The sequence below is a fragment of the Sphingomonas sp. SP4 genome, from assembly GCF_058313375.1.
Window position 1 is genome coordinate 1672298 of record NZ_JBZFLE010000001.1, and the last position, 26260, is coordinate 1698557.

A 26260-nucleotide genomic window follows, 5' to 3' on the forward strand; every position below is an offset into this window, starting at 1 on the left:
CGCCTTTCTGCGCCGCAAGTCCTCATGCGAGCAATGGCTGACCACTCGCTGCGCCGAGGCGTTGGTTGTCAAGCAAAGAAACCGGTTCTCGCGGTGCATTCCTAGGTGTTTTTCCCAATTTCACAGACACTTAGCTTATGATTATAGAAGTTCTTGGACTCGCCATCCTCCCCAACCCCTTGGCGACTCCTCTGGCGGCGGCTCCGGCGCTACGACGGCGGAGCCGCCCTTTTTTGGTTCAGAATGGTTGGACAAGCCTTGGCTTGTTCACGGCTCGGTGAAGCTAATGGCTTCTGCTTTGCCTGGTTGGCCGCCAGCTTCCCCGCGGTAACCGCCACCGCCATGACGGCGTTCATCTGCGAACTCATGCGCATCTCCACTAGCGTTACCTCTAGGACTGCGAGGTCACATCTCGCTGCACATCATCCCGGAAAAACACGCTGGGGATGATATTGTTTTCGCGGCATCTTATTTCCCGCAACCGACGGGAATATGCGTCCGCCAGTTCGAGGTGGACCTGGCGGACCCGCAAGTCAGCGGATCGCATTGCTGCATTGAGTTCTTGTTGGGCGCGATCGACTAGATACAGGGCGTCTGACATGCGCCTTCTTCCGCCCCGAATGTGACTTGCCCCACGCGAATCACAAAGCAGGGACTCGTTACAATCGCACAGACCTGCGGCGTCCAGGCTAACATCAGTTAGTCCACCGTTCGAGCGCGGCTGGCGCCTACCACCAGTCGTGAACGGTTGAGCGCTTGCGCTCGACATCAAACGACGACGAAATCGGCGGCGCTGGGGGTAAGACCGGCGCTGAGCGCAGCAAATTGCACCTGCGCCGCTCCACCCATCCCATCCGGATCGAAGTACAGGTTACCCGTCAGCGGATCGTAGATGATGCGATCATCGGCCTGTTGTGCTGCCGCTCCCGTCGCGAATGCGCCAGTTGCAAGAGCCCCGACGCTTAGTCCAAGAAACGCGGCATCATCCAACCGGATCGTGTCTTGCGCGACGTTGTAATCGTAGATGCGATCTACGTTGCTAGCCGTAGGTTTCGTGCTGAACAGGAAGATGTCCATGCCTCCCAAGCCCCAGATCGAATCCGCTCCTCCTTTGGCGTCGATGATATTGTTCCCAGCATTGCCGACGATAGTCTGTGCGAGATCATTTCCCGTAAGATTGATGCTCCCGATACCCATATCGGAGTTGGTCCTCAGCTGCTCGATCGAGGCATTAGCCTGAAGCGCGTAACTGACGCTTGCCAATACCGTATCCAAACCTTCGCCAGCGCGCTCCAGAATGACTGCTGAGCTGTGAGACACTGCGTAGGTGTTATTGCCGGCGGCAGTCCCGTCAGCCTGCAGCCGGTAGGTACCGGTCATGCTGCCGACGCCGGAAAGTTGGAGAATATAATCCCCCGCCGTCACCGTCGTGAACGTGAAGCTCGCATCAAGGCCGACGCCGCCGTCATCGTTTGAACCGATGGTGGCTCCCGTTGGGCCGATCACTTTGATCAACGGGTCCTCGAGCATCGATACGTTTCCGCCGAGCGAACTCAGACCCAACAGGTTGAAGGCGTAAGACGTGCTTGCTGCGAGCGACACGACGACCGTGTCGACCTCGCCCTTCACACCGATTGAGCCACTCAGGCTGTAGTCGGGTGCAGTAAGTGGGAACCGATCACCGGCAGCGCTGCCATTCAACTGATCCAAAACATAGGCCGCCCCCAAAGCATGCACTTGGGCCGTGGGATGTGCCTGGTCGAAGAACACAACGCTGCTCTGGTTCAGAGGATAAATCTGCGATGCCGGGTAAAGATCGTCCATAGTGCCGATTACGTGGTCGGCCATCTGGGTGAAGCTCACATATTTGAATTCTACGTTCGAAGGTAAATTCAGCGCGGCAATCCTGCTCTGGAGCATTTGGTCTAGCAGCGCGGAATATTGCGTCGCGACCGCGCGCCGCGCCGCTTCGTCCGCGAGGCCATTGTAATATGGCTGGATGCCGATGTCGGGCACCCCGATCACCAGTACATGTTGCACGCCCTTGTTGATGGTCCCGAGGATCTCGTGGATGTAATTGTCAGCTGCCTGCGTCAGCGCCGCGGTAGCTGATGAAAGGCTCGCCCAGGAGCCTGTCTTGGGCACCAGGTCATGGACGTCGTTTGCTCCGAAAGCGAACATGTGAAGCGCGTTGGGATCGGCATCGCCGTCGACAGCATCACGCCAGGCATCGGTCTGCCCGTCAATGTCAGGCACTTTCTCACTACCTCGGCGCATTTGCGCGCCGCCGTAGGCGAAGTTCAGATTATGTCCGGAAGGATCGGAGGCAAAGGGCGCGATGCGCACCCCGATGTATGGATCCTCGTATCCGTACGGGAAAACCGGCTTGGTCGGGACGCCAACATATTTGTTGCAGATCAAATCCGCGAACGTGAACCCGTTGGTGAACCTGCCAGAGTAATAACCTTTATCGGCGGTTGGCGCCGCATCCACCGGCTCTGTGAAGGGCAGCCCATCGTACCAATTTGCGAGACCTAGAGCGTTGCCAGCATCTACCAAGCTATCGCCAAATACGATGACTCCTGAATACCCCATCACACGCCTCCACAAGAACGCGCGACTCCATGGTCGTCATCGACATTAAATGCTAAAACCGCTTTAAATTCAACGAGCTGTGTTCCTTGCAGGATTCCTGCGGGCGTGCGTGGCGGCGGTAAAGCGGCTATTCTCTCCCGGCCTGCGCAATGGCCATCAGGCTCCTTTAGCGCTGCTTTAGGCCCCTGATACCCGTTCATCGCGCGAGGTTTGGGATGCGATTTGAACCCCCGCGCCCTGTCTGCTAGCCGCCCCTGCCATGGTTCCCCGCTATTCCCGCCCCGAAATGACGGCCATCTGGTCGGCCGAAAACCGCTACCGCATCTGGTGGCAGATCGAAGTCTTCGCGGCCGAGGCCATGGGCCGGATCGGCATGATCCCGGCCGATGACGCGAAGACGATCCGTGCGGCCTACGACCGAGACGAGCTGGGGGAGATCGATATCGACGCAATCGACAGGATCGAGGCGGTCACCAAGCACGACGTGATCGCCTTTCTTACCTGGGCGGGGGAGAAGCTCGGGCCGGAGCGCCGCTGGCTGCACCAGGGCATGACCAGCTCCGACGTGCTCGACACTGCGCTTGCCGTGCAGCTGAAGCAGGCTGCGGATCTGCTGCTGCGCGACATCGACCAGCTACTTGACGTGCTGAAGCGCCGCGCGTTTGAGCACAAGCTGACGCCTACGATCGGGCGCAGCCACGGCATTCATGCCGAGCCCACGACTTTCGGTCTCAAACTCGCCCAAGCCTATGCCGAGTTCGTCCGCAACCGGGAGCGGCTCGCCAGCGCTCGTGACCAGATAGCGACCTGCGCTATTTCAGGAGCGATCGGGACGTTTGCGAATATCCCGCCGTCGATCGAGGAGCATGTCGCGGCCGAGTTGGGCCTCACGCCTGAGCCAGTCTCGACCCAGGTGATCCCACGCGACAGGCACGCGTTCTTCTTCGCCACCCTGGGAGTGATCGCCTCCTCTATCGAGCGTCTCGCAACCGAGATCCGTCACCTCCAGCGCACCGAAGTGCTCGAGGCCGAGGAATATTTCTCGCCCGGCCAGAAGGGCAGCTCGGCAATGCCGCACAAGCGCAACCCCGTTCTGACCGAGAACTTGACCGGCCTCGCACGAATGGTCCGCAGCTATGCGCTTCCGGCGATGGAGAATGTGGCGCTTTGGCATGAGCGCGACATCTCGCATTCCTCGGTCGAGCGCTTCATCGGCCCCGACGCGACCATTACGCTCGACTTCGCGCTCGCGCGACTGACAGGCGTAGTGGACAAGCTCGTCGTCTATCCGGAGCGGATGCAGAAGAACCTGGACCGCATGGGAGGTCTCGTTCACTCGCAGCGCGTCCTGCTGGCCCTCACGCAGGCGGGCCTCAGCCGCGAGGAATCCTACGCGCTGGTGCAGCGCAACGCGATGAAAGTGTGGGAATCGGACGGGCAGCTCTCGCTTCTCGACCTTCTGAAGGCCGATCCTGAAGTTTCCCAGCGCCTGTCAGAAGATGAGCTAAACGCTCTGTTCGACCTCGATTATCATTTCAAACATGTCGACACGATTTTCGATCGGCTGTTCGGAAGCCCTGCCTAAGCGTTTTGCGCAGCACAATTTTTCTCTCGCACTGCGGGAGAGGCAGGCTATTCTAGGCACCGGAATACGGGGCCATGGAAGCAGCACAGGAACTCGCTGAACAATCAGCTGCAAGTCGGCAGGAAGCCGCCGTGCGCGTTCAGTCCGGTGCCTATTTGCTCGAGCTTTCGCTCGACTGGATCGTCCTTCGGGCGTCGGAGAATGTGCACCAGTTGCTTGGTGTTTCGCACGTGACGTTGGTCGATGAACCCTTGGGCAAGTTCGTTCAAAGCCAGGCGCTGCACGACCTGCGCAACCTGTTTTCGCGGCTGAGCGGCACCACAGGCATCGGCCGTGCCTATGCAGTGCGCCTGACCACCGATCCGGACCTGTTGGACATTGCTTTCCAGCTCAGCGACGGACGCGTCCTCCTCGAGGTGACACCAACGTCCGGCGCGTACGGCGAGGCGTTCGGCTCAATTGGCGGCCTGATCGCGGGTCTGTCGAACAGCCACGGGCAGGCGCTGCTGGATGGGGGCGCGCGTCGCATGCGCGCGCTGACAGGTTTCGATCGGGTGACGCTCGTCTGCGGGAAAGACCGGGCCGAGAGCGCGCGTGGTGCTTTTGCTGCTCCAGCAGACATGACGTCCGATCTGCCGGCCATCATCTCGGATACGCAGGCTGCTGCGGTTGCGATTTTCCCGCGCAATCCCGACGAGACTTCTGCAGCCGATGCGCTGATGGAGTCTCCGAACGCTGAAGCGATTCAGGCGCTGTCAGCTGCCGGGGTTCGCGCGACAATGCGCGTTCCGTTCAGCGTCGACGATCTTGAGGGAGAGTTCCGTTGCGACTCCCGCACGCCGCGGGAACCGAGGTTCGAGCTTCACGCCGCAGCAGAGCTATTCGCCCAGCTTTTCGCGATGCGGCTAGAGATCGATCACCTCAAAAACGGCGGCTGATCAGCCGCCGAGGAAGTCCTTCGCGCGCGCGAAGAAGCTTTTCGCGTTCGGGCATTCGTCCCCGGTTTCGGTCGCGCGGAATTCTTCGAGCAGCTTCTTCTGCTCTTTGCTGAGCCGCGTCGGTGTCTCGACCAGAATGCGCGCAACAAGGTCGCCACGCCCCCGGCCGTTGAGCACGGTCATGCCGGCTCCCCGATGACGCAGCTGTTCGCCAGACTGCACGCCGGCTGGAATCTTCATCTCGACCTTCTCGCCGTCCACACCTGGAAGGCTGATCGACCCGCCCAGTGCGGCGGTCGTGAAGCTAACCGGGCAATCGGCGACCAGGGTCGTCCCCTCACGCACGTAGATCGGGTGCCGCTTCATGTGCACGAACAGATAGAGATCGCCGCTGGCCGCGCCGCGAACCCCGGACTCGCCCTCGCCGCTAACGCGGATGCGCGTTCCTTCGTCGACACCGGCCGGGATTTTCACCGAAAGCTTCCGCTGGTTCAGGGCACGGCCTTCACCCTGGCAGTTCGGGCAAGGATCGTTGATCACTTCGCCTGAGCCGCGGCAGCTTGGGCATCCGCGTTCGACCACGAAGAAGCCCTGCTGCGCACGGACCTTGCCCATGCCGTTGCAGGTTTTGCACGTGCTGGTGCAGCGATCGAGGCCGTTGCAGCCGCGGCCGTCGCATACTTCGCAACGCGAATTCGCCTGGACGGTGATGGTTTTCTCAACGCCCGTAAAGGCTTCTTCCAGCGTCATCTCGAGGTCGTAGCGCAGATCCTGGCCTCGGGCCGCATTCTGCCGGTCCGCGCGCGGGTCCATGAACTCGCCGAAGATGGTCGAGAAAATGTCGGAGAAGCCGTTGAATCCGGCATCACCGAACGGATCGCCGCCATGGCCGTTCTGGAACGCTGCCTTTCCGAAGCGGTCGTAGGCCGCCCGCTTCTGCGGGTCCTTCAGGACGTCATAGGCCTCGTTGATGGCCTTGAAGTGAGCTTCGCTATCCTTGCAACCGTTCTTCCGGTCAGGATGATGCTCCTTGGCCATCCTGCGATAGGCAGCCTTGATCGCAGCGTCGTCAGCTCCACGCGCGACACCCAGCAGATCGTAGTAATCCTGCTCGACCATTACCCTTCCCCGCTACGCCGCACAGGATGCGGCGCGGCCCCCGTTCGAGAGCCGCGCCGGATCATCAGCCCTTGTTCTCACCTTCGTCGACCTCAGAGAATTCCGCGTCAACGACATCTTCGTTCGGCTGCTCGCCCGCGCCAGACGCCCCCGCGTCGGCACCGGCTGCGCCCGCAGCTTCACCCTGCTGAGCCTTGTACATGGCTTCGCCGAGCTTCATCGCCGCCTGCGCGAGCGCATTGGTCTTTTCCGTCATCTGATCGGGATCGTTGCTCTCGACCGCGGTCTTCGCCTCGGCGAGCGCCGTCTCGATCTCCGACTTCACCGACGCATCGACCTTGTCGCCATGCTCCGCGAGCTGCTTCTCGGTCGAGTGGATCAGGCTTTCGGCGTTGTTCTTCGCCTCGGCCGCGGCACGCCGCTTCTTGTCATCCTCGGCGAACTGCTCCGCTTCCTTGACCATCTTCTCGATGTCGGAATCGTTCAGGCCGCCCGATGCCTGGATGCGGATCTGCTGCTCCTTGCCGGTTCCCTTGTCCTTGGCCGACACGTTGACGATGCCGTTGGCATCGATGTCGAACGTAACCTCGATCTGCGGCACGCCACGCGGCGCGGGTGGGATTCCGACCAGGTCGAACTGACCCAGCATCTTGTTATCCGCAGCCATCTCGCGCTCGCCCTGGAAGACGCGGATGGTCACCGCATTCTGATTGTCCTCGGCGGTCGAGAAGACCTGGCTCTTCTTGGTCGGGATGGTCGTGTTGCGATCGATCATGCGGGTGAACACGCCACCCAGCGTCTCGATGCCCAGCGACAGCGGCGTCACGTCGAGCAGAAGGACGTCCTTGACGTCGCCCTGCAGAACGCCCGCCTGGATCGCCGCGCCCATAGCGACGACTTCGTCCGGGTTCACGCCGGTGTGCGGATCGCGGCCGAAGAATTCCTTCACCCGCTCACGCACCCGCGGCATGCGGGTCTGGCCGCCGACGAGCACGACATCGGCGATGTCCTTCGCGTCGACTCCGGCGTCCTTGAGCGCCTTCTTGCACGGATCGATGGTCCGCTCGATCAGGTCGTCGACCAGCTTCTCGAGCTCGGCGCGGGTCAGCGTCTCCACGAGGTGGAGCGGCGTCGTCGTGCCGCCTTCCATGCGAGCGGTGATGAACGGCTGGTTGATCTCGGTCGACTGAGCCGAGCTCAGCTCGATCTTCGCCTTTTCGGCAGCTTCCTTAAGACGCTGCAGCGCGAGGCGATCAGTTCGGAGGTCAATGCCCTCCTTCGCCTTGAACTTGTCGGCGAGCCAATTGACGATGCGAGCGTCGAAGTCCTCGCCGCCCAGGAAGGTGTCGCCGTTCGTCGACTTCACCTCGAACACGCCGTCGCCAATCTCGAGGACCGAGACGTCGAACGTGCCGCCGCCAAGGTCGTAGACGGCAATCGTCTTGCCCTCTTCCTTGTCGAGCCCGTAGGCGAGCGCAGCTGCAGTCGGCTCGTTGATGATGCGCAGCACTTCAAGACCCGCAATCTGGCCGGCGTCCTTGGTCGCCTGGCGCTGCGCGTCATTGAAATATGCAGGAACGGTAATGACCGCCTGAGTGACGGTCTCGCCGAGATAAGCCTCGGCGGTTTCCTTCATCTTCTGCAGAATGAAGGCGGAGATCTGCGACGGCGAATAATCCTTGCCGCCCGCGTGGACCCATGCATCGCCGTTCGCGCCCTTCACGATCTTGTAGGGCACCAGCTCGGTGTCCTTCTTGGTGATCGGATCGTCGAAGCGGCGGCCGATGAGGCGCTTCACCGCGAAAATCGTATTGTCTGGATTGGTGACCGCCTGGCGCTTGGCTGGCTGGCCGATCAAACGTTCGCCGTCCTTCGTGAAAGCGACGACGGAAGGCGTGGTGCGTGCGCCTTCGCTATTCTCGATGACCTTCGGCTTGCCGCCTTCCATGACGGCGACGCAGCTGTTGGTTGTGCCCAAGTCGATTCCGATGACCTTGGCCATGTTTCTTCTTCCCTCTTCCTCAAGCCCCTCTCGGCCCCATCAAGGCGACCGAAATGTTGATTTCTGAGGGCGATATAGGTGCCGCGGAACCGACGACAAGGATTGCAGTGGAAGTCCGTTAACACTTGGGCCAAGGCCCTACGGCATCGCCATGCCGCCGTTCACGTGAAGCGTCTGCCCGGTGACATAGCCCGCTTCCTTCGAAGCGAAGTAGACACAGGCAGCGCCGATATCGTCGCCGCTGCCCATCGCGCCCATCGGAATCCGGCTGAGAATGCCTGCACGCTGCTGTTCGCTCAGCGCGTCCGTCATTGCCGAAGTCATGAAACCAGGGGCGATCGCATTGACGGTGATGTTCCGGCTCGCAAGCTCCTGCGCGACTGCCTTGGTCATGCCGATCAGGCCCGCCTTCGAAGCCACATAGTTCGCCTGTCCCGGATTTCCGGTCACCCCAACCACCGACGTGATCGAGATGATGCGGCCAAACCGAGCCTTCATCATCGGCTTGGCCGCTGCACGCATGAGGCGGAACGCGGCTTCGAGGTTGATGCGGATGACCTCTTCGAACTCTTCGTCCTTCATTCGCATGAGGAGATTGTCGCGAGTCACGCCCGCATTGTTGATCAGGATGTCGAGTTTGCCGCCGAGCGCTTCCATCGCTTGTGGCACGAGCTGGTCGACGGCCGCGCCGTCGGAGAGATTGCACGGCAACGCCACATGATCGCCGCCGAGCGAACCGCGAAACGCCTCCAGCTTATCGACATTGCTGCCAGAGACCGCGAGCCGCGCGCCCTGCTGCGCCAAGGATTTCGCAATTGCGCTTCCAAGTCCGCCCGAAGCGCCCGTCACCAGCGCGGTCATTCCCGAAAGGTCGAACATTTACGCGATCTCCTTCGCGAGCGATTCAATGTCTTCGATAGTCACGACGCTGGTGACCTTTGCATCGGGCACGATGCGCTTGACCATCGGTCCAAGCACCTTGCCGCCGATCTCGACGAACTCTTCGACGCCTGCATCGGCCATGTTCGCGACGCTTTCGCGCCAGCGGACGATCGCGGTGACCTGCTCGACGAGCTGGTTGCGGATCGTGTCGGGATCGGTCTCAGGCTCTGCGGTCACATTGGCGAAGACCGGCACCGGGGGTGTTTCGACGACGACGTATGAAAGGGCGTCCTGCATCGCGTCGGCGGCAGGTTGCATCAATGGGCAATGGAACGGCGCAGACACGGGAAGCGGGACGGCGCGCTTGGCGCCCATTTCCTTCGCCATTTCGATGGCGCGATCGATCGCTGCCTTATGGCCCGAAAGCACGACCTGTGACGGATCATTGTCGTTCGCGACAGTGCACACGTCGCCCTGAGCGGCAGCTTCCGCGATCTTCTGCGCGAGCGCGAGGTCGGCACCGAGCAGGGCCGCCATTGCACCCTGCCCGACCGGCACCGCTTGCTGCATCGCCTGACCGCGAAGCTTCAGCAGCTTAGCCGTGGTAGCGAGGTCGAAGGAGCCGGCAGCGCAAAGTGCGGAATATTCCCCAAGGCTATGGCCGGCCACGAAGTTCGCCACATCAGCGAGCTGCACTCCTATGGTGCGAAATACGGCAATCGAGTGCGCCATGATCGCGGGCTGCGCATTCTCAGTGAGCTTCAGTTCGTCATCGGGACCTTCGCGCATCAAGCGAAAAAGGTTCTGGCCGAGCGCCTCATCGACCTCATCGAAGACGTCCTGCGCGGTCCGGCTCGCGCCCGCCAGCGCGGCACCCATGCCGACGGATTGGCTGCCCTGCCCCGGAAAAATTAATGCGCGCATCAGAGCCCCTGTCGTTGAACATTTTCGGATGCGGGGCGGTTAGGCTTGAGCGTGCCGATTGCCAAGCCCGGCTCCCGGTGCGAAGCCCCGACCATGAACGAAGCCGCCACCCTCATCGATACGCATCCCGAACCCACGTCGCGGATGCTCGGGAAGTGGATGAGTGCGGCGATGGTCGTGGGAACGATGGTCGGTTCGGGCATCTATTTGCTGCCGACCACGCTTGCTCCTTATGGCTTCAATCTCGTTCTTGCGTTTGTCGTCACCGGCTTCGGTACGATGTGCCTGGCGTTCGCGCTCGCGCGAATGGCCGCGAAGATCGAAGGCGGCCCCTTCGCTTACATCGACCGCTCCTTCGGTGAGACCACGGCGTTCCTGACCTTGTGGTGCTACACGCTTTCACAGGTAACGGGTGTCGCGGGAGTATGCGTGGCAGTGGCCGGCGCCCTGGGCCACGTCTACCCGCAGGTGCAATCGGGAGCTGGGCTGATCACGGTCGCGATCGGCGCGATCGCGATCCTGACGCTGGTGAACCTGCGCGGCGCGCGCTCGGCAGGTGTGCTTCAAGTCATTACCACGCTGATCAAGTTGGCGCCGCTCGTCGTCGTACTACTCCTTGTTGCTGGAAGCTTGGGCGGCGGCCAAGCGCTCGAACGTCTCGAACCCGTTCCGGTCACGCTCACAGGCGTGACAACCGCAGCGGCGCTCATCCTGTTTTCGCTTACCGGCTTCGAAGCAGCGGTGATGACAGCGAACGTCACCCGCGATTCGACCACGACAGTGCCGCGCGCAACGATCGCTGGCACAGGGTTCACAGCGGTCATTTACCTGTTGGCTACCGTAGCGACGCTGATGCTTCTTCCGAGCGCGATCGCCGCGAAGAGCGGCGCTCCATTCGCGGACGCGATCGCTCCCATCCTCGGAGGCTCTGCAGGAATTTTGGTGGCGTTGATCGCAGCGGTTAGCGCGTTCGGAACGGGCAATGCTTTGCTGCTGATCGCGGCCGAGAGCTCGCGCGTAATGGGTGAGGCAGGCGACCTCCCCCGCATCTTCGCGAGATCCAACAAGATTGGAGCGCCCGCCGGCGCGCTGTTCATCTGCGGCGGAGCGGCTGCCTTGCTCGTCCTCGCTAGCTCGTCGAAGAATTTCGTCAGCGTCTACGTGCTGATCACGCTTGTTTCGACGTTGCTCTCATTGGTCCTGTACATCGTCTGCGCTGCAGCCGCGCTGAAGCTGCGCGTGGCTGGCAAGGCTGCGATCGTCGTGGTGATCGGCGTGCTCTATTCGATCGCCATGTTCGTCGGCGCTGGAACGGAGCCCCTGCTTTGGAGCATCATCCTGGGGGCCGCGGGGATCCCCGTTCGCCTTATCTCGCGTTGGCTAAACGGCTCCAGCCGGGAGGTGGAGGCGAATCCAGCCGAGCTTCGGGAATGAGCCGCCTCAGTTTCTGAGCGAAGCTGCGCAGGCACACCTCGCTCGTCCCGAGCGGCCCAGCCACATAGGACTGCGACTGCATGCCGAGCTGCACGCGCGTGATCAGCTCGGTGTCTTCGGCGTTGACCAGCCGGTTGATCCGCCAGTTGAGATGGCGAGCGACCCGCATCTCGCGCCGATCGTCCGGAAGCGCATAGCTGATTTCGCGGATGACGGTCTCGGTCGAGCTCACCGGCAGGAACTGCATGAAGTCGACCTGGTCAGGATAGATGTCGAAGGCGACGTTCGGGAAAAGCTTGTAATAGAGCCACTTGCGCTGGTGCGTCGCCGGAAGATGTTCGACCGCCGGAAGCATCCGCTGATAGGCCCGTTCGGTCGGGCTCGCCGAATCCTTGTCGACGAGATCGCCTTCCATGCGGTCGACGTTTTCGTTTGCCTCGACGCGGTAGTTCTTCCCGAATAGCCGCGTCAGTCCCGGATGGCCGACCGGGATGTGGAGGCCGTCGGAATAGTTGTCGGCGATCGTCTTCCAGTTCAGCTGACGCGGACGAAGCGTGACCCGCCCGATCGCCTGCAATTCCTCAAAGCGATACGGTGCGACCTCGTCATCATACGGCGCCATCATCTCGGCGACCGACGGAGCGCCCGGCTCAAGCGCGATAAAAGCAAACCCGCGCCAGATCTCCATCGCGACTGGGAAGAGACCGTGCGTTTCAGTATCAAGTCCGGGATATTCGCTGCGGTGCGGCACCCCAACGAGCCTTCCGTCACGCGCATAGCTCCACGCATGATACGGGCAGGTCAGGACCTTCGCGCATCCCGCGTGACCATCCACAATGCGGGAACCGCGATGGCGACAGACGTTGGAGAACGCTCGCACCTGTCCATCATCACCGCGAATGACGATCACGCTCTCGCCGAGATATTCGATCGTCCGCCAGTCGCCCGGCTTCGGAATCTCGTTCACATGGCAGACGACTTGCGGAGCCGCTCGCAGGAACGCCTTCTTTTCAGCCTCAAAGAATTCGGGATCGAAATAGAGCCAGCCGGGCAGGCTCATATCGTCGAGCGGATCGTGCGTCGGCCGGACGGATTTCAACTGTGTCGCCATGGCCGCCATGTGCCACGACGACTCCGGCTCAAGCAATGAAAATGGATCGCGCAATCAGGCAGCCTGCTTGCAAAGCTCGTCGATGACCTGCTCATGCAGGCCACCGCCCGCGGCGCCCGCCAGCTCTTCGTGGGCAACGCTGGTCGAAACGTCGGCACCCCGCTCCAGGAGCAGATGCACCGGGCAACGCTGGGCGATGCTGAGCAGCCGCTCGCGCTGCTCTTCGGTCACCGCTCCGCCGAAGTGGATCGTTCGCTCGAACTGATCCCTCGCCTCCGGCGAACTCTTCTTGTGGGTCACTCGAACACTGAGGTCGGGCAGCGTCCAGCCCTTCCGGTCGGCGTAGAGCTTCATCGTCATGAGCGTGCATGCGCTCAGCGCAGCTCCGATCATGTCGAAGGGGCTCGGACCCGATGATAACCCGCCGAACGCCACAGGCTCATCCATCTGGAAGCTGTGCTCGCCGGTCTCGATCCGAACCTGAAACTTTCCACCGCCGCTAGCCTTCGCCAGCACCGCATCTTCAGCCTCAGGCATGATCCACCTTTCTGTCGCCAACCAGGTCTCATGCCTAAGCGCTTCAGCCGGGACCGCAGTCAAGCGGTCCCGGCACTTCGATAGCCAGAAGCTCTAGTGCCGCGGGAACTGAGCGTTGATGATCGTCCCGGTCGGAAGCTGGCATTGACCTAGGCCGCCGCCGGCCATGCCGGACGATGGGCGGGCCAAAGTGAAATGACAACGCATGTAACCATCCGGTCCCTGTAGGTTGGCGAGGACTTGGCCGGTATAGTGAGTGATCGTGTCGTCGCCCGGTCCCCATGGACCCCAGCCACCCCAGCCCCAGCCCCAACGCCGGCCGCCCCAGCCGCCACCCCAGCCCACGCCCGGTCCCCAGCCGTTCCAAAGCGGTCCGTAATCCTCCACCCTGGTTTCGCGCGTGATCTGAAAGAAGGGGCCCTGGAAGACGCGTCCATCCGTCAGACTGGCAACCATGTTTCCGCCATTGCCGCTTTCACTCCAGGTGAACGTCGCGCCGACGTTGGTACCCGCGACTTGGCCTGTTCCCACACCCGTCGTGGTGCAGCCGGCCGCGGCCAAGGCGATGAGCGATGCCGCGGCGATCTTGATCGATGTTGCACTCATATTTAGCTCCTTCGGCTGCTTAAACAGCGAACTCGGACGCAAGCTCCGACGGCTCCTGGCTCGAAGACGGGCGTCAGCGCGCCATCTAATGTGCACGTGTGTACCGATCGGGCGCCCAAAGGGTTGCCTTTCGACGCTCTTTTCGTCATAGGCCCCCTCGCTGGCGCACGGCTTTGCCGCTGCGCTGCTTTTGTTTTGGAAGACAGCCGGAGGGGCGTCGCACTGGGCGGCGTCAGCGATCGGCCAACAGTGAGACGAAGAAACATGCCGCTCTACGAGCATGTTTTCCTCGCGCGTCAGGACCTGGCTCAGGCCCAGGTGGATGCGCTCGCGGAAAACGCCACCAAGATCATCACCGACAATGGCGGCAAGATCGCCAGAACTGAAAACTGGGGTCTTCGCAGCCTCGCCTATCGCATCGCGAAGAACCGCAAGGCGCATTACGTCGCCCTCGACATCGACGCGCCTGCCGCGGCGATTGCCGAGCTCGAGCGCCAGACGAACATCAACGAAGACGTCATCCGCTTCCTGACCCTCCGCGTCGACGAGCATGAGACCGGCCCGTCCGCGATGATGCGCCGCGGCGAAAAGGATCGCGAGCGCCGCTCCGACCGTGGCGACCGCGATGACCGTCCCAACTTCCGCGCCCGTGAAGAGGAGGTCGAGTAATGGCCCGCGCATTCTTCCGCCGCCGCAAGTCGTGCCCCTTCTCGGGCAAGGACGCGCCGCGCATCGATTACAAGGACATCCGTCTGCTCCAGGGCTTCGTCTCGGAGCGCGGCAAGATCGTCCCGAGCCGCATCACTGCGGTTTCCTCGAAGAAGCAGCGTGAGCTGGCTCGTGCAATCAAGCGCGCCCGCCACATCGGCCTGCTTCCCTACGTCGTGAAGTAAGGAGAACGACCCATGGAAGTGATCCTGCTTGAGCGCGTCGAAAAGCTCGGCGCCATCGGCGACGTGGTGAAGGTCAAGGACGGCTTCGCCCGCAACTACCTCCTGCCGCGCAAGAAGGCGCTCCGCGCCAACGAAGCGAACCGCAAGGTCTTCGAAGCCAATCGCGCGAAGATCGAGGAAGATAACGCTAACCGCCGCACCGATGCCGAGAAGGCGTCGAAGGACGTTGACGGCAAGACCGTGCAGCTGATCCGTCAGGCGTCAAACACCGGCCAGCTTTACGGTTCGGTCAGCGCTCGCGACATCGTCGAGGCGCTGGAGGCCGATGGTGCTCACGTGACGAAGAGTCAGATCGTGCTCGATCGCCCAATCAAGGCGATCGGCATGCATGAGGTGAAGGTCGCTCTTCACCCGGAGGTGTCGGTCACGGTGAAGGTCAACGTCGCTCGCTCGCCGGAAGAGGCGGACCTGCAGGCGCAGGGCGTGGACGTCATGGCTCAGATGTTCGAGCGCGATGACGCCGGCTTCACTGAGGAATATGATCCGAATGCCGAGCCAGGTGCGACTGCTGAGGCTCCGGCCGAAGCGGCCGCGACGGACGCCGAGGAAAGCGAAGCCTAACCTCCGGTCTCGCACATGAATTGGGGCCGCTGGTCATCCGACCGGCGGCCCTTTTTCTTTGCGCCAAGCCGTTCGTCGCATTGTTCATTCAGGACTCGGAACGGTTCACCACCAAGCCTTGTTCTAGCTGCGGAGCAAGCGGGGGCCGATGTGAGGAGTGTTTCGCATGGCTGAAGAACGCGACGACGAACAATTTGGTGAAAACCAAGAGAACCAGTTTGGACAGCAGCAGGGTGAGCAGCCCACCGGTCAGGAAAGCCAGCAGGGACAGCAGTCTCCTACCGGACAGGGCCAGCCGATTGGCGGCAACGACAGTGAGACTGGCTCAGGCACTACAATGAGCCAGGGGTCGGACCTCGGCGGACAGAGTTCGAGCGGCCAGGCGCAGTCGAGCGGCGGCAGCAGTGACACCCTTACGGCTGATCAGGGCTCGAACGCAGGCTCCGATACGACCGGCCAGAGCGGCGGCTTCGGCGGCGGCACCGGCACAAGCGGAAGCTCGGGCGGTTCGAGCGGCGAAGGCTTCATCGGCTCGCAAGGCTCGGGTTCGGACGATCTGATTCAGAACCAGAGCTCATCGTCCGCCGACGCTACCGGCGGTTCCGATTTCGCTCAGCAAGGCCGTGGCGCGCTCGATGATGACGCTAATGAAGACGATAGCGGCTCGACGGGCGACGGTTCGGGCAGTTCCGGCGGCAGCGGCTTCTAAGCCCCCTTCGCCCAATGATTGCGCCGCGTTCCTTCGGGAGCGCGGCGCTTTTCTTTATGCCGCTTGGTGCGACAGGAACGCGGTCTCGCGCTCGACCCAGTGGGAGAATGACGGCCTCGAAAGAATGCGGTCCACGTAAGCCACCGTCCGAGGATATTGCTCGGGACAGACCTTCGTGCCGGTGTGACGAAAGTTCGCGAACGGTCCCGCCACCGCGATATCCGCCAGCGTCAACGCATCGCCGACAAGATAGCCGTCGTCACCCGGCACAGACTTCTCGAGATAGTCGAGGATCGGCGGAAGGTCGTTGAGAATGGCTTCCTGCACTACGCTCTCATCACAAGGCCGGCCGAGGAAACGCGGCGCGACGATCCGGTTGAAGAAGATCTTCACCCCGCACGCGACCAGGATCGTGTCGGCAAACTCGTCCCACCAAATAGTTTTGCCACGAAGCCGGGGCTCGCTCGGAATCAGCACGGGCTCAGGCTGTTTTGCCTCAAGGTATTGAACGATCGCACTGGAGTCCGCGAGCAGGTAATCACCATCGCGTAGCGCCGGCATTTTCCTGAACGGGCTCGCCTCCAGATATTCGGCGTTGAAGTTCGGAAATCCTGTGGGCTGGAGATCGATCTCGATCCCCTTTTCGGCCGCAAAGGCCAGCACCTTCCTGACGAACGGTGACAGCGAAGATCCATAGAGAATCATGGCCAGACGCCTCCCTCCGAGCGGCGAGCGGCGGAGACATGGACGCGCTCGCCCGTTGATCGCGGGCAGACCAGTAGGAGTGAACCCCATGCGCAGCAACAGCGGCAAGGACGAAGCCCGCAATAATCTCCATGATCCGACGTTACGCGACCGGGACCTCGGTCGCAGCGATACGGCCACCGCCGAGAAGAAGCCCAAAGCGCCCGCCGATCACCGCACGGGCCGCAAGGACTAAGCCTCAGCGGATCCGGTAATAGTCCGCAACGCGATCAAGGTAAGCACCAACTTGCCTCCGCGCGCCGGCCAGCCGAGCGCAGTTTCGGCTTCGCGCATGCCCTCGCCAGCACAAACGATGCGCCACAGGATGTCGGCCAGTCCTGGCCCGGCGCTTGCTACTGCATCATCGAACCTGCGCTTCGCATCAATCTGGGAACCGGTCAGGTCTGGCTGAGCGCCCGAGCCGCCACGACCGCGCGCCACGGGCGCCGCATCCCAAGCCATGGTCACGCGTGGAGCGAGCTGCGTACGTTCCCAATCGCTCCGTAATCGCTCGCCTGCATCGAACTGCCGCTGCGTCACAAGCCCACGCGAGAACAGCCAGCCTAATGGAGACTCTGCCGCATTGATGGTCACCGACCGCTCGACGCCAGCTTTCGGTTTCACCGCTCCCGCTACGCCGGATTCGATCCTGCGCTCACTCAGCAATCTCGCGCCCATTTCTGCTCCTTCTCGATTCGGCGTCGACTTGCCACAACGGCGAAAGTGTAGGACAGAGCGAAAACCGTTTTGGTTAGTTCTTGGGGGCGAATTAGAGATGATCACACGGATTAGGGAAGTGCGGCGTGCGCGCGGAATGACGCTGGACGACGTGGCGCGAAAATGTATGCCGCCCACGACAGCGCAAACGATCGGACGGCTGGAAACTGGCACGCGGACCGTATCCGTCGGTTGGCTCAACCGCATCGCTCAGGCCCTCGGCGTTGAAGCACAAGACCTCGTCGAAGCCGGTGAGGCGTCCGAGCTGAAGGTCGCGGCCGTATTGGGCCCGGGTGGAGCTATCGCGCCAAAGCGAGCCGCCATCGCCGTTCCGCCACGTGTCGAAGACGGCCAGATCGCCGTGATCGTCGCTGCGAGCATCGGCGACTACCGCTCGGGCGACGAGATCTGGTGCGAAACGCTGAATCCGGATGATTATGGAAAGGCGCTCAACCGCGACGTGCTGATCCCCCGGCCAGCCGGCAGGTTCCTTTTCGGCCGCCTCATCAACCGGGACGCTGAGAAGCTCCAGATCCTGCCGCTGGAGGCAGGCGGCCGCCAGCAGGTGGTCACGAACCCGCCTTGGCTGGGGGCGGCAACAAAGCTCGTCCGAAGCCTCTAAGGCAATCATCGAAGAGCAAGCACGGCTCGGCATGCGCCCGACACAACCTTAGGAACCTGCAAGCCATACGACGCGTCGGTTCCGGCGTTCAAACCGGAATGCTTCGATGGCCCTGAGCTTCGGATCTGCGCTGATTGCCTTGGTGTCCACTGCGCTCATCGGCGGAGCACCGCTCGCGACGGTCAAAACCTATTCGATACCACTGAGCGGACAGGCGACATTGAACTTCGCGCATCCATCGGGCGGCACCGGCGACCTTAACGGTCGCGGCACGGTGCAGCTGACCATCAACCCCTATTCGAAGCAGGTCTGTTACGACTTCGCTTTGTCAGGTGTGAAAGAGCCGCTCATGGCTCATATTCACCAAGGCGCCCGCCTGCGCGTCGGCCCGCCCGTCGTCACACTCTTCACCGGCACGCAAAGCAAGCTGGCCGATTGCGCGCCGAGCACCCGCACCCAACTCGCCGAAATCAACGCCAACCCGTCAGATTATTATGTGAGTGTCGACACCACCGAATATCCCGACGGCGCCCTACGCGGACAGCTATAAGCAAATAGAGGATGGTGGTGGGCGGTGACGGGCTCGAACCGCCGACCCTCTCGGTGTAAACGAGATGCTCTACCAACTGAGCTAACCGCCCGCTTGGCCGCCCCGTGCCACGCCGGCGCGCAACCCGCAACCCGCCGTTAGATGACCGCGACGGGGCCGACCTCCGCGAAATAGTTGCGCAGCGCCTTGCTGGTGTCAGGCGCGAGCTCGACGAAGACGCGTCTTCCATCGAGCGGATCGGCATGCCGAATGAAAAGGCCCTGCTCGACCATGGACTTCAGCCAGCGCAACGCCGTGGTCGCAGGCACCGCCGCTGCGATGCAGAGGCTCGAAACCGGAACCCGCAGCTGGGCGATCTCTGCCTGCAGAAGGTCCAACAGCATGTCCCACGCAGGATCGGCGAACAGCTCCTCCGAAAAGAAGCGTGACCGCAATCGTCGCGCCCGGATAATCGAACGGACGGTGTCCGCCGAAACGGCCGGCGCATCGCCGCTCACCGGTTGCTGGACGGCTGGCGCCGGGCTTGGTCCGGTCGACAATCGCGCCAACGTGGAGGCGATGCGGCCGACCTCGTCGCTGAGCTGACGCAGTCGCTCGGCACTGCGGTCGGTCGCAACATCTGACAATCGTAAAGGGGCCGAGGCTTTGCTTGTCGCCAGTGCAAAAGCCGCAACGCGCTGAGCATCGTCAGCGCCAACGATCAACTCAACTGGACTGTCGACCAGCATCGCAGCCACAGGGTCGAGCACGTCCGGGGAAGTCGATACCACCGCAGCGTAGCGGCCATTCGAGACGTCGTGGCTGACTATGGAGAGCAACTCGTCCATCGCCGCGCCATCATCGGCGTCCAGTTCGATCCACACCGCCGATGCCGACGCTTGCGCCTCGATACGAGCCTTTGCCTCTGCAATCCCCAGCCTCGCGCCGATACGCGCACCTGCAGCATCGACCGATCGCAAAGCCCGCGTCAGTGCGACCTCGCTGCTTGCCGCTACAAGAACTGGCAAGTCGCTGGAATAATCAAGATAGTCTCGGTCGGTCGAATACGCATCCATCGGGAAATACCCATCGTGAATAACGGAACCGAGCACGGATCAGATAACGCGCATTTTGGAGAAGAGTTAGACGATTCTGGCTCCAGAACGGAGAAACCGCAGTTAAATTCGTGTTAAACTGAGCCATAAGCGGATCCACGACCTGGGGGCTGATGTGGTTCGAGTACCGTCTGATCTGACCGCGGCGCGCGCGCGGTGGCTTGGTGAACTCTCTAACGCGCTGGAAGAGGCGCAGGCCGTAGTGCTGCGCCTGGGGGAAGCTGATCCCCGCAATTCCGATTTGCCGGGCCTAGCCGCCCGGCTTCACGCTGCGTCGGACCAAGTCGGCATGATCCGAATTGGACAGGAGATACGGAGGCAGAGTCGAACTAATCCAGAATGGATCCATCCGTCCGTCTGGGGCCCGTCAAAGAGAGATTGTGCCTAAACGCCATCGGGCAGATCGCCTCCGCCGGAAAACGGTTCAAGGAACGGCGCAAGGCTCGGCGCCTTCCATCCGGCGGTCGCGACGAATGCGCGGTTGAGAAAGGCGCGCTTGCCATAACGTAGCGAACCGCCATCCGGCCCATCGACCAAACCACCCGCAGCCAAAAGGACTGCATGTCCTGCCGCCGTGTCCCACTCGCTGGTCGGCGAAGCGCGTGGGTAAATGTCCGCCTTGCCCTCGGCGACGATGCAGAATTTCAGCGACGAGCCAACCGAAACATAGCCGCAATTGCCGACCGCCGCTTCGAGATAGTCGATCGTTGCTTGGTTCAGGTGCGACTTCGAAGCGACGGCGGTGACCTCATCGCCACGCCCGCGCACTCGGATGACGCGGCGTCCATCACCGTCGTCGACCCAGGCGCCCTGCTCAACGTCGCCGCCGTGCAGGATGCCAGTTGCAGGCGCGAACACCACGCCGAGCCGAGGCAGGCCTCGTTCAATCAGCCCGATGTTGACTGTGTAATCGTCACCGCCACGAACGAACTCCTTCGTTCCGTCGAGCGGATCGACCAGGAAGTACGTGTCGTCATGCGCCGGAATCCTTCCGGCCGCGACCTCTTCCTCGGCAATCACCGGCACACCGGGGGCAAGTCGCGCCAAAGCAGCCAGAATAACCAGCTCTGCGGCGCGATCGGCCTCCGTAACCGGAGACTGATCCTGCTTGTACTCGACGTCGCACCCGCGCCGAACGATCGTCAGGATCGCTTCGCCGGCTTCGCGTGCAGCCTCGCCGAGCTGATCGACCAGGCGGCTATATTCGCTGGTCAACGCGGAGCCATCCTGATCCCGCCGTCCAGCCTGACTGCCGCAGCGTTCATGTATGGATTCTCGATCAGGAAGCAGGCGAGGTCTGCATACTCCTCGGGCGTACCCAGCCGCTTCGGAAATGGCACCTGCGCTCCCAGCGCGTCCTGAACGTTCGGCGGCATCATCGCGACCATCGGAGTTTTGAACACCCCGGGCAGGATGGTGTTCACGCGCACGCCTTCGTTCATCAGGTCACGCGCGATCGGCAGCGCCATCGCGAGCACGCCACCCTTCGAGGCCGAATAGGCAGCCTGTCCGATCTGTCCGTCCTCGGCAGCGACCGAAGCGGTATCGATGATCACGCCCTTCTCGCCGTCCACCTGCGGCTCGAGATCGACCATGCCGAGCGCACTGTGCGAAATGCAGCGGAAGGTTCCAATCAAATTGATCTGAATCGCCAGCTCGAACTGTTGGATCGGATAGAGCTTGGCCTCCTTGGTCTCCTTGTCGCGCGCGACAGTCTTGGCCGCATTGGCCACGCCTGCGCAGTTCACCAGGATCCGCTCCTGCCCGTGAGCCTCTCGCGCCTTTGCGAATGCCGCCGCGACCTTGTCGTCGGACGTCACGTCGACTTCGCAGAACACGCCGCCAATCTCCGACGCCACCTGCTCGCCCCGCGTCACATCGCGATCGAAAATCGCGACCTTCGCGCCGCGCCGTGCAAGCTCCCGAGCCGTCGCTTCGCCGAGCCCCGACGCCGCGCCCGTCACGACTGCGGCTACTCCGTTGATGTCCATGGAAATCCCTCTGCTGATTTTCCGGCCCGACTACGCGCCGAACAGCATCGAAGACAAGGCTAGGCCGCAACAACATTAGGAGCGGGAGTCCCCACTATCCATGGAGGCCCCCAGGCACAGCCTGAGAAGACTGTGGTTAAATTCCCGCATTCTCAAGAAATTCGGACCAGTTAATCGTGAATGCAGCTTGGACCGACCACGATCGGAGCTACATTTACGATATGACTGGGGGAATATGCGGTGAAGTTGAATCTGCTGAAGTTCGCGATCATGGCCAGCGCGGCCGTTTCCGGCGCGCCTCTGATAGCTCAAAACGTCCAGCCGATACTTGCTCCGGCTTCTTCGCTGACCCTCCCGACAAGCGCAGGCGTCGCCTCTTATTACGACACATTCCGGGGCCAGCCGATCTGGTTCCGCAACGGTCCGAACGCAGCGGCAGTCAGTCAGCTCGTCTCAATCCTGCAGCGCGCCCCGTTCGACGGCTTCGCCCAAGGCCCTCAGCTAGCCGCCCAAGTGCAGACTGCGGCCGCACAAGCCCAGAGCGGCAAGCCCGCCGATGTGACTGCTGCGGAGCGTGTCCTCTCGTCGGCGTGGGTCGCTTACGTACAGGCGATCAAGAAGCCTACTCCGGGCATGATCTACGCCTTCCCCATCATGCGTCCGCAGGGGACGGGAACAACGCAAATCCTACTCACCGCAGCCGCTGCGCCTTCGCTTGAGCGCTATCTGGCCAATACTTCCGGACTGAATCCGGTCTACGCGCAGCTTCGCGATGCCGCGTGGGCGGAGGCACAGGCTAGTGGCAATCTGACCCCGGACCCGCGCCTGCTCGCCAACCTCGACCGCGCGCGCTCTATCCCAGCTACCGGGCGCTTTCTACTCGTAGATTCCGGCACGCAGCTGCTGACCCTGTACGAAAACGGCCAGCCCGTGGACTACATGAAGGTCATTGTCGGCACGAACCAGCTGCCAACGCCGCTGATCGCCAGCATCATGTTCTACGTGACCTACAACCCGTACTGGCACGCTCCAGACCATCTGGTCCGCAAGACGATCGCGCCGAACGTGCTCAGGATGGGGCAGGGCTATCTGAAGTCACACGGATATGAGGTGCTTCCGGAGTGGACCGCGAGCGAACCGGTCGATCCGGCTACGGTCGACTGGAAGGGCGCGGCTTCCGGCAACGTCCATTTGCTCGTGCGTCAGGCGCCGGGCAGCCTGAATTCGATGGGCAAGCTCAAATTCCCATTCCCGAACCCGGAGGACATTTACCTCCACGACACGCCGAACAAGGCGCTCTTCGCGAAAGCCTCCCGCGACCTCAGCAACGGCTGTGTTCGCGTCGAGGACGCGCAACGCCTCGGCCGATGGGTGCTCGGTCAGGATCCGGTGTCCCCTGGAAGTGATCCCGAAATCCGCGTCCAGCTACCCAAGGGCATCCCGATCGTCCTGACCTATCTCACCGCGCAGGTCCGCGACGGGAAAGTGACCTACCTCGAGGACATTTACGGCTGGGACAAAGCTCCGGCTCTAGCCTCAGCCAACTAGCTTTCGATCAATCCGTGCTGACGTAGGGCGGTAAGGACCTGATCGATCGCAGCGCGCGCTTCGGTATCGACTGTCGTGCCTCCCGAAGGCGAAGCAATCGCCGGAGCCTGGCTACTGAGCACCTGCTGCCAGCTTCCGCCCCGATAACCAATGTAGCCGTCGGTCGACCGAACATAGGCCGTCATTCCGTCCGTCGCCGCGACGTACCGCCAACCACCGGCAGTTAGAGTCGCCTGCAACCCCATCGCATTGCGCGTCGAAATCGGCTGCTCGATCACCACACGCTCCCGCAGCGTCCCCGCGAACTCGCCGCTCATGCCAGCCTCATCCGGCGATACGGGCGCCACAGCGCAGTGACGGCGGCCGGCGGCTCACCCGCGTCCCCGTCCCTCGCGGTGAACAGATGCGCCACCAGCCGCAGCACGCCCTGCCGGATCGGCTCCGGCACCCCGTTCGCATCCTGTGCCCCGCCCGCATCGACCATGCGAACCCAGCCATCCCCACGCGCATCGATATCAATCGCGTAGCCGCCGCTCGGCAGAACCGAGCCAGACGCCTCAACCCCGCTGATCGACTGCACCGGCCCCGTTTCCAGCCGCTGCCAGCTCGAGCTTGCCGGAACATCCGCTGCAAATGGCCGCGCGATCACCACCTGGCCCAGAAAAGCCTCGCACAACGCGCTCGCGGTCCGGATCAGCGCGGCGAGCAGCGCTTCCTCCTCCCCGGTCTCGACCCGCACGTAAGCCTGGGCTTCGCTGATCGTGACTACGGGCAGCGCGGTTCCAAGGACGCCCATCACCGTTTCTCCACGCGCAGCACGATCGACCGGCTATCGACACGGCCTGACAGCAAGGTCACGTGATTGACCAGGCGATAGATCCGCCCTGGCAACCCGCCAGCCACTTTCACGACGGAAGTGCTCGCATCGAAATCGCCGCCGGCGACCGAGATGCCGCCCTCTTCGTCCGGCTCAACGGTCCACGCGCTCTCGGCGATGAGGTCGCCGAGCAGATATTCGGCGCCCCAATCGACGGAATAATCGAGGACCGCATCAGGGTCCTTGAGCAGAAGTGTCATCTCTGTCCTTTGCTAAACTGGGGCGAAACTCAGCGCGCCTCGGGCGCCGCGACGTCGTCGCCCTTCGCCACGATCCGCCGATTGCTGGGCGGCCTACCCAGCGACTTCTTCGAGGCGCCCCGTGGTCCTTGGGCGGCGATCGGTGCCTCGCTCAGGGAACTTTCGGCGATGCTCACGCGCTCACCGCCCGCAGCCTGTTCTCTGCGTCGCAATCTTCCATTATCGCTGCTTTCGCTTGCTTATCTAAGCGTGTTGAGGATCGACTTCGTGCCATCGCCCCTGCCTTCCGGCATCCGCCTGAAGACCATTATCGCCTTCTACGCCTTCGTTGGGCTCATCGTCGTAGCGGCCGTCCTGATCGGACCTCGCTTCCTGGGCGGCTCCGGCTAACTCGCTCAGTCCGCGACCAGGCCGTGGCCGCCGGTCGCCTTCATCCTCGCCTTGATCGCGTTGACGAGCGTGAGAGCGCTGGCCAGGTCGGTCGCGTCGGCCGGCAAGGCCGCCCCTTGCGCACCCACCACCTGCGTCCCGCCCACCTTCAGCACCTTCCCCGAAGCCAGGCTGATCGCACTCGAGTCCACTGTAGCCGTGACGACGTCGCCGTTGGGCCGCAGCTTGATCGCCTTCTCGGCGCTCAGCCAGAGCTCATCGAGCGAGGAGACATAGGCTTGCGCACCGCCGTTGAGCCACAGCCGCAATGCGCCAGTCGCCGCACCTGAGGTCCCATAGGGATTGCCGTTATTCTGGATGACGAACTTGCCGGCACCGTAGGACAGCACATCGCCGCTGAACTGCGCCGCGCCATTCCCCTGCCCATTGTCCTTGGTCAGGACCGGGCCCTCGATCGCGATCGGTGGCGTCGCGATCACGCCGCCGCTCCCGCCGACAGAAGCGATACCTTTGAACCCTGCTCCGTTCACCATGCTGACGGTGCCGAAGAACATGGAATTGCCGTTCTGCGGAGCCATGAAGCTCGTCCCGCTTTCCATGTAGCCGCCGATGATCTGGGTCACCGCGCCCGGCCGGAAAACCTGGATCCCGCAATTGAACGCCCAGTGGCATCCGTAGAAGTAATTGCCGAGGAAGCTGTCGTCGATCACGCCGACTTCCGGGCCCGCAAAGTTGCAGGTGTAGAAGCTGTTCACCTGCGCATCGCTGCCCTGCAAAACGACACCGGCACGCGTTCCCGAGAACATGATGTTCTCGAACATGCACAAGTCCGCGACCGCGCCCGCAGTGGTGATTCCCGCAAGCACCATCCCAACTTGGAACCCGTCGATCTCCAGATCACGGGCGTGACATTGGATCGAAGAATAGATTCCCGGAGCCGCATGCCTGATCGTCGCGCCACTGACATTCTGCGGCGCATCAGGATACGCGTCGATCGTCAGCGTTGACGTCCCGCCACCCGATTGGATTTCGGCCACCAGGGGAGCGCGAACCGTAATCGCTGCGCCCGACACCGTCGCCGCAGCATTGTTCGACAACGTCAGCGTCCCCGGCGCCCACGCGGTGATGTACGTGTTTGCCGGCAACCCAGCTCCGGATATGTCGATCATCTGCCCGACATATCCGCACGAATTACCGTAGCTGCCGCTCGAGCTCACCGCGACCGTATTGGTCCCCGCTGCCATCGTCACGCTTCGACCAGGGATCGTCAGCGAGGGCCCGGCACCCTCCAGCCAAACCACCTGGCCGTCCTTGAAATCGCCGGGCGCCGATTGCGACGAATAGGAGCGAGCGAAACCCACCTCCTCGTCGGCTGATTTCAACCAGCCAGGCACAAACGGCCTCACGTCCGCCGCCGCAGATTTGCGGCCGAACCACCACCCCATCGCTCCCTCCTAAGTCTTGAGTGCCCGAGCATAAGGTCGCGACCGCGAGCTTATGTCGAAGAGTGCACGAAAGCCGGCCAGCCGGCGCCGCCAGGCGACCGGACTGACGTCACGGGATTCATTCCC

31 protein-coding genes and 1 tRNA gene are annotated in these 26260 nt (G+C 62.4%); 12 read left to right on the forward strand and 20 right to left on the reverse strand.

Annotated features, from left to right (window positions below; genetic code table 11):
• Positions 1-209 precede the first annotated feature (209 nt).
• Both AC4GYV_RS08560 and AC4GYV_RS08565 read right to left on the reverse strand, forming a co-directional pair.
• Positions 210-368, reverse strand: coding sequence for a hypothetical protein (locus AC4GYV_RS08560; RefSeq protein ID WP_491100228.1), 159 nt, complete (start codon positions 366-368; stop codon positions 210-212).
• A gap of 400 nt (positions 369-768) precedes the next feature.
• Complete coding sequence (locus tag AC4GYV_RS08565) at positions 769-2595, reverse strand: SGNH/GDSL hydrolase family protein (RefSeq protein ID WP_491100229.1); 1827 nt, start codon at positions 2593-2595, stop codon at positions 769-771.
• 259 nt (positions 2596-2854) lie between these two features.
• Between AC4GYV_RS08565 and purB the strand changes: the two genes are divergently transcribed.
• Complete coding sequence (purB, locus tag AC4GYV_RS08570; protein ID WP_491100230.1) at positions 2855-4180, forward strand: adenylosuccinate lyase; 1326 nt, start codon at positions 2855-2857, stop codon at positions 4178-4180.
• A 131-nt stretch (positions 4181-4311) separates the two neighbouring features.
• Complete coding sequence (locus AC4GYV_RS08575; protein WP_491100231.1) at positions 4312-5118, forward strand: hypothetical protein; 807 nt, start codon at positions 4312-4314, stop codon at positions 5116-5118.
• On the opposite strand, the gene dnaJ is transcribed toward AC4GYV_RS08575, so the two are convergent.
• The 4 genes from dnaJ to fabD form a co-directional block, all read right to left on the reverse strand.
• Complete coding sequence (dnaJ, locus tag AC4GYV_RS08580) at positions 5119-6237, reverse strand: molecular chaperone DnaJ (RefSeq protein WP_491100232.1); 1119 nt, start codon at positions 6235-6237, stop codon at positions 5119-5121.
• Between the two features lie 64 nt (positions 6238-6301).
• Complete coding sequence (gene dnaK, locus AC4GYV_RS08585) at positions 6302-8239, reverse strand: molecular chaperone DnaK (RefSeq protein ID WP_491100233.1); 1938 nt, start codon at positions 8237-8239, stop codon at positions 6302-6304.
• Positions 8240-8377: 138 nt separating this feature from the next.
• Positions 8378-9118 (reverse strand): 3-oxoacyl-[acyl-carrier-protein] reductase, encoded by a 741-nt coding sequence (gene fabG / locus AC4GYV_RS08590; protein ID WP_491100234.1) that lies wholly within the window; start codon positions 9116-9118, stop codon positions 8378-8380.
• Complete coding sequence (fabD, locus tag AC4GYV_RS08595; RefSeq protein WP_491100235.1) at positions 9119-10045, reverse strand: ACP S-malonyltransferase; 927 nt, start codon at positions 10043-10045, stop codon at positions 9119-9121. It abuts the gene before it with no gap.
• 93 nt (positions 10046-10138) lie between these two features.
• Between fabD and AC4GYV_RS08600 the strand changes: the two genes are divergently transcribed.
• Positions 10139-11479: an APC family permease gene (locus AC4GYV_RS08600; protein WP_491100236.1), complete on the forward strand. Its 1341-nt coding sequence runs from the start codon at positions 10139-10141 to the stop codon at positions 11477-11479.
• Here AC4GYV_RS08600 and AC4GYV_RS08605 read toward each other — a convergent pair.
• The 3 genes from AC4GYV_RS08605 to AC4GYV_RS08615 form a co-directional block, all read right to left on the reverse strand.
• Positions 11412-12590 carry an aromatic ring-hydroxylating oxygenase subunit alpha gene (locus tag AC4GYV_RS08605; RefSeq protein WP_491100237.1) on the reverse strand — a complete coding sequence of 393 codons (1179 nt, stop codon included), beginning with the start codon at positions 12588-12590 and terminating at the stop codon, positions 11412-11414. The genes AC4GYV_RS08600 and AC4GYV_RS08605 overlap by 68 nt on opposite strands.
• Positions 12591-12644: 54 nt before the next feature.
• Positions 12645-13127: an OsmC family protein gene (locus AC4GYV_RS08610; RefSeq protein WP_491100238.1), complete on the reverse strand. Its 483-nt coding sequence runs from the start codon at positions 13125-13127 to the stop codon at positions 12645-12647.
• Between the two features lie 93 nt (positions 13128-13220).
• Positions 13221-13733 (reverse strand): hypothetical protein, encoded by a 513-nt coding sequence (locus AC4GYV_RS08615; protein ID WP_491100239.1) that lies wholly within the window; start codon positions 13731-13733, stop codon positions 13221-13223.
• Positions 13734-13997: 264 nt separating this feature from the next.
• Between AC4GYV_RS08615 and rpsF the strand changes: the two genes are divergently transcribed.
• The 4 genes from rpsF to AC4GYV_RS08635 all read left to right on the forward strand — a co-directional run bounded on the left by rpsF (position 13998) and on the right by AC4GYV_RS08635 (position 15956).
• Positions 13998-14402 carry a 30S ribosomal protein S6 gene (rpsF, locus tag AC4GYV_RS08620; protein WP_491100240.1) on the forward strand — a complete coding sequence of 135 codons (405 nt, stop codon included), beginning with the start codon at positions 13998-14000 and terminating at the stop codon, positions 14400-14402.
• On the forward strand, positions 14402-14626 hold the full coding sequence (gene rpsR, locus AC4GYV_RS08625; protein ID WP_491100241.1) for a 30S ribosomal protein S18: 225 nt from the start codon (positions 14402-14404) through the stop codon (positions 14624-14626). Before rpsF ends, rpsR begins: the two co-directional genes overlap by 1 nt.
• A gap of 12 nt (positions 14627-14638) precedes the next feature.
• Positions 14639-15247, forward strand: a complete 609-nt coding sequence (rplI, locus tag AC4GYV_RS08630) for a 50S ribosomal protein L9 (RefSeq protein WP_491100242.1) — start codon at positions 14639-14641, stop codon at positions 15245-15247.
• Positions 15248-15413: 166 nt separating this feature from the next.
• The gene (locus tag AC4GYV_RS08635; protein ID WP_491100243.1) at positions 15414-15956 is read left to right on the forward strand and encodes a hypothetical protein; all 543 of its coding nucleotides are present in this window, start codon (positions 15414-15416) and stop codon (positions 15954-15956) included.
• A 54-nt stretch (positions 15957-16010) separates the two neighbouring features.
• Here AC4GYV_RS08635 and AC4GYV_RS08640 read toward each other — a convergent pair whose 3' ends face one another.
• Positions 16011-16661, reverse strand: a complete 651-nt coding sequence (locus tag AC4GYV_RS08640; RefSeq protein WP_491100244.1) for a glutathione S-transferase family protein — start codon at positions 16659-16661, stop codon at positions 16011-16013.
• A gap of 88 nt (positions 16662-16749) precedes the next feature.
• Here AC4GYV_RS08640 and AC4GYV_RS08645 point away from each other — a divergent pair, with 88 nt between their 5' ends.
• Complete coding sequence (locus tag AC4GYV_RS08645; RefSeq protein WP_491100245.1) at positions 16750-16896, forward strand: hypothetical protein; 147 nt, start codon at positions 16750-16752, stop codon at positions 16894-16896.
• Here the strand turns inward: AC4GYV_RS08645 and AC4GYV_RS08650 are convergent.
• Entirely contained in the window at positions 16893-17378 is a 486-nt protein-coding gene (locus tag AC4GYV_RS08650; protein WP_491100246.1) for a DUF6456 domain-containing protein, read from the reverse strand. The genes AC4GYV_RS08645 and AC4GYV_RS08650 overlap by 4 nt on opposite strands.
• 97 nt (positions 17379-17475) lie before the next feature.
• On the opposite strand from AC4GYV_RS08650, the gene AC4GYV_RS08655 reads away from it, so the two are divergent.
• Both AC4GYV_RS08655 and AC4GYV_RS08660 read left to right on the forward strand, forming a co-directional pair.
• Positions 17476-18039: a helix-turn-helix domain-containing protein gene (locus AC4GYV_RS08655; protein ID WP_491100247.1), complete on the forward strand. Its 564-nt coding sequence runs from the start codon at positions 17476-17478 to the stop codon at positions 18037-18039.
• A gap of 106 nt (positions 18040-18145) precedes the next feature.
• Complete coding sequence (locus AC4GYV_RS08660; protein WP_491100248.1) at positions 18146-18589, forward strand: CHRD domain-containing protein; 444 nt, start codon at positions 18146-18148, stop codon at positions 18587-18589.
• Positions 18590-18604: 15 nt separating this feature from the next.
• Here AC4GYV_RS08660 and AC4GYV_RS08665 read toward each other — a convergent pair.
• From AC4GYV_RS08665 to AC4GYV_RS08680, 4 genes are all read right to left on the reverse strand, one after another.
• Positions 18605-18680: transfer RNA gene (locus tag AC4GYV_RS08665), tRNA-Val, on the reverse strand.
• 46 nt (positions 18681-18726) lie between these two features.
• Positions 18727-19680 carry a winged helix DNA-binding protein gene (locus AC4GYV_RS08670; RefSeq protein ID WP_491100249.1) on the reverse strand — a complete coding sequence of 318 codons (954 nt, stop codon included), beginning with the start codon at positions 19678-19680 and terminating at the stop codon, positions 18727-18729.
• Between the two features lie 387 nt (positions 19681-20067).
• Positions 20068-20898, reverse strand: coding sequence for a 3'(2'),5'-bisphosphate nucleotidase CysQ (cysQ, locus tag AC4GYV_RS08675; RefSeq protein ID WP_491100250.1), 831 nt, complete (start codon positions 20896-20898; stop codon positions 20068-20070).
• Entirely contained in the window at positions 20895-21674 is a 780-nt protein-coding gene (locus AC4GYV_RS08680; RefSeq protein WP_491100251.1) for an SDR family oxidoreductase, read from the reverse strand. Before AC4GYV_RS08680 ends, cysQ begins: the two co-directional genes overlap by 4 nt.
• 240 nt (positions 21675-21914) lie before the next feature.
• Between AC4GYV_RS08680 and AC4GYV_RS08685 the strand changes: the two genes are divergently transcribed.
• The gene (locus tag AC4GYV_RS08685) at positions 21915-23222 is read left to right on the forward strand and encodes a L,D-transpeptidase family protein (RefSeq protein WP_491100252.1); all 1308 of its coding nucleotides are present in this window, start codon (positions 21915-21917) and stop codon (positions 23220-23222) included.
• Here AC4GYV_RS08685 and AC4GYV_RS08690 read toward each other — a convergent pair.
• From AC4GYV_RS08690 to AC4GYV_RS08705, 4 genes are read right to left on the reverse strand one after another with little or no spacing between them, the layout of a single operon-like run.
• On the reverse strand, positions 23219-23539 hold the full coding sequence (locus tag AC4GYV_RS08690; RefSeq protein ID WP_491100253.1) for a hypothetical protein: 321 nt from the start codon (positions 23537-23539) through the stop codon (positions 23219-23221). The two genes, AC4GYV_RS08685 and AC4GYV_RS08690, sit on opposite strands and share 4 nt — an antisense overlap.
• A complete protein-coding gene (locus tag AC4GYV_RS08695; RefSeq protein ID WP_491100254.1) occupies positions 23536-24018 on the reverse strand; it encodes a head-tail connector protein in 483 nt (160 codons plus the stop codon). The genes AC4GYV_RS08690 and AC4GYV_RS08695 overlap by 4 nt, the downstream gene beginning before the upstream one ends.
• Entirely contained in the window at positions 24018-24299 is a 282-nt protein-coding gene (locus AC4GYV_RS08700; protein ID WP_491100255.1) for a phage fiber-tail adaptor protein, read from the reverse strand. Before AC4GYV_RS08700 ends, AC4GYV_RS08695 begins: the two co-directional genes overlap by 1 nt.
• A 29-nt stretch (positions 24300-24328) precedes the next feature.
• Positions 24329-24475: a hypothetical protein gene (locus tag AC4GYV_RS08705; protein ID WP_491100256.1), complete on the reverse strand. Its 147-nt coding sequence runs from the start codon at positions 24473-24475 to the stop codon at positions 24329-24331.
• 91 nt (positions 24476-24566) lie between these two features.
• Here AC4GYV_RS08705 and AC4GYV_RS08710 point away from each other — a divergent pair, with 91 nt between their 5' ends.
• The gene (locus tag AC4GYV_RS08710; RefSeq protein ID WP_491100257.1) at positions 24567-24689 is read left to right on the forward strand and encodes a hypothetical protein; all 123 of its coding nucleotides are present in this window, start codon (positions 24567-24569) and stop codon (positions 24687-24689) included.
• 5 nt (positions 24690-24694) lie between these two features.
• Here AC4GYV_RS08710 and AC4GYV_RS08715 read toward each other — a convergent pair whose 3' ends face one another.
• Entirely contained in the window at positions 24695-26134 is a 1440-nt protein-coding gene (locus tag AC4GYV_RS08715) for a hypothetical protein (RefSeq protein WP_491100258.1), read from the reverse strand.
• Positions 26135-26260 lie beyond the last annotated feature (126 nt).

Bases quoted from the DNA above. Each gene is read 5' to 3' on its own strand.
- AC4GYV_RS08560 (WP_491100228.1), bottom strand. From the start codon at position 368: ATGAGTTCGCAGATGAACGCCGTCATGGCGGTGGCGGTTACCGCGGGG.
- AC4GYV_RS08565 (WP_491100229.1), bottom strand. From the start codon at position 2,595: ATGGGGTATTCAGGAGTCATCGTATTTGGCGATAGCTTGGTAGATGCT.
- purB (WP_491100230.1), top strand. From the start codon at position 2,855: ATGGTTCCCCGCTATTCCCGCCCCGAAATGACGGCCATCTGGTCGGCC.
- dnaJ (WP_491100232.1), bottom strand. From the start codon at position 6,237: ATGGTCGAGCAGGATTACTACGATCTGCTGGGTGTCGCGCGTGGAGCT.
- dnaK (WP_491100233.1), bottom strand. From the start codon at position 8,239: ATGGCCAAGGTCATCGGAATCGACTTGGGCACAACCAACAGCTGCGTC.
- fabG (WP_491100234.1), bottom strand. From the start codon at position 9,118: ATGTTCGACCTTTCGGGAATGACCGCGCTGGTGACGGGCGCTTCGGGC.
- fabD (WP_491100235.1), bottom strand. From the start codon at position 10,045: ATGCGCGCATTAATTTTTCCGGGGCAGGGCAGCCAATCCGTCGGCATG.
- AC4GYV_RS08600 (WP_491100236.1), top strand. From the start codon at position 10,139: ATGAACGAAGCCGCCACCCTCATCGATACGCATCCCGAACCCACGTCG.
- AC4GYV_RS08605 (WP_491100237.1), bottom strand. From the start codon at position 12,590: ATGGCGACACAGTTGAAATCCGTCCGGCCGACGCACGATCCGCTCGAC.
- AC4GYV_RS08610 (WP_491100238.1), bottom strand. From the start codon at position 13,127: ATGCCTGAGGCTGAAGATGCGGTGCTGGCGAAGGCTAGCGGCGGTGGA.
- AC4GYV_RS08615 (WP_491100239.1), bottom strand. From the start codon at position 13,733: ATGAGTGCAACATCGATCAAGATCGCCGCGGCATCGCTCATCGCCTTG.
- rpsF (WP_491100240.1), top strand. From the start codon at position 13,998: ATGCCGCTCTACGAGCATGTTTTCCTCGCGCGTCAGGACCTGGCTCAG.
- rpsR (WP_491100241.1), top strand. From the start codon at position 14,402: ATGGCCCGCGCATTCTTCCGCCGCCGCAAGTCGTGCCCCTTCTCGGGC.
- rplI (WP_491100242.1), top strand. From the start codon at position 14,639: ATGGAAGTGATCCTGCTTGAGCGCGTCGAAAAGCTCGGCGCCATCGGC.
- AC4GYV_RS08635 (WP_491100243.1), top strand. From the start codon at position 15,414: ATGGCTGAAGAACGCGACGACGAACAATTTGGTGAAAACCAAGAGAAC.
- AC4GYV_RS08640 (WP_491100244.1), bottom strand. From the start codon at position 16,661: ATGATTCTCTATGGATCTTCGCTGTCACCGTTCGTCAGGAAGGTGCTG.
- AC4GYV_RS08645 (WP_491100245.1), top strand. From the start codon at position 16,750: ATGCGCAGCAACAGCGGCAAGGACGAAGCCCGCAATAATCTCCATGAT.
- AC4GYV_RS08650 (WP_491100246.1), bottom strand. From the start codon at position 17,378: ATGGGCGCGAGATTGCTGAGTGAGCGCAGGATCGAATCCGGCGTAGCG.
- AC4GYV_RS08655 (WP_491100247.1), top strand. From the start codon at position 17,476: ATGATCACACGGATTAGGGAAGTGCGGCGTGCGCGCGGAATGACGCTG.
- AC4GYV_RS08660 (WP_491100248.1), top strand. From the start codon at position 18,146: ATGGCCCTGAGCTTCGGATCTGCGCTGATTGCCTTGGTGTCCACTGCG.
- AC4GYV_RS08680 (WP_491100251.1), bottom strand. From the start codon at position 21,674: ATGGACATCAACGGAGTAGCCGCAGTCGTGACGGGCGCGGCGTCGGGG.
- AC4GYV_RS08690 (WP_491100253.1), bottom strand. From the start codon at position 23,539: ATGAGCGGCGAGTTCGCGGGGACGCTGCGGGAGCGTGTGGTGATCGAG.
- AC4GYV_RS08695 (WP_491100254.1), bottom strand. From the start codon at position 24,018: ATGGGCGTCCTTGGAACCGCGCTGCCCGTAGTCACGATCAGCGAAGCC.
- AC4GYV_RS08700 (WP_491100255.1), bottom strand. From the start codon at position 24,299: ATGACACTTCTGCTCAAGGACCCTGATGCGGTCCTCGATTATTCCGTC.
- AC4GYV_RS08715 (WP_491100258.1), bottom strand. From the start codon at position 26,134: ATGGGGTGGTGGTTCGGCCGCAAATCTGCGGCGGCGGACGTGAGGCCG.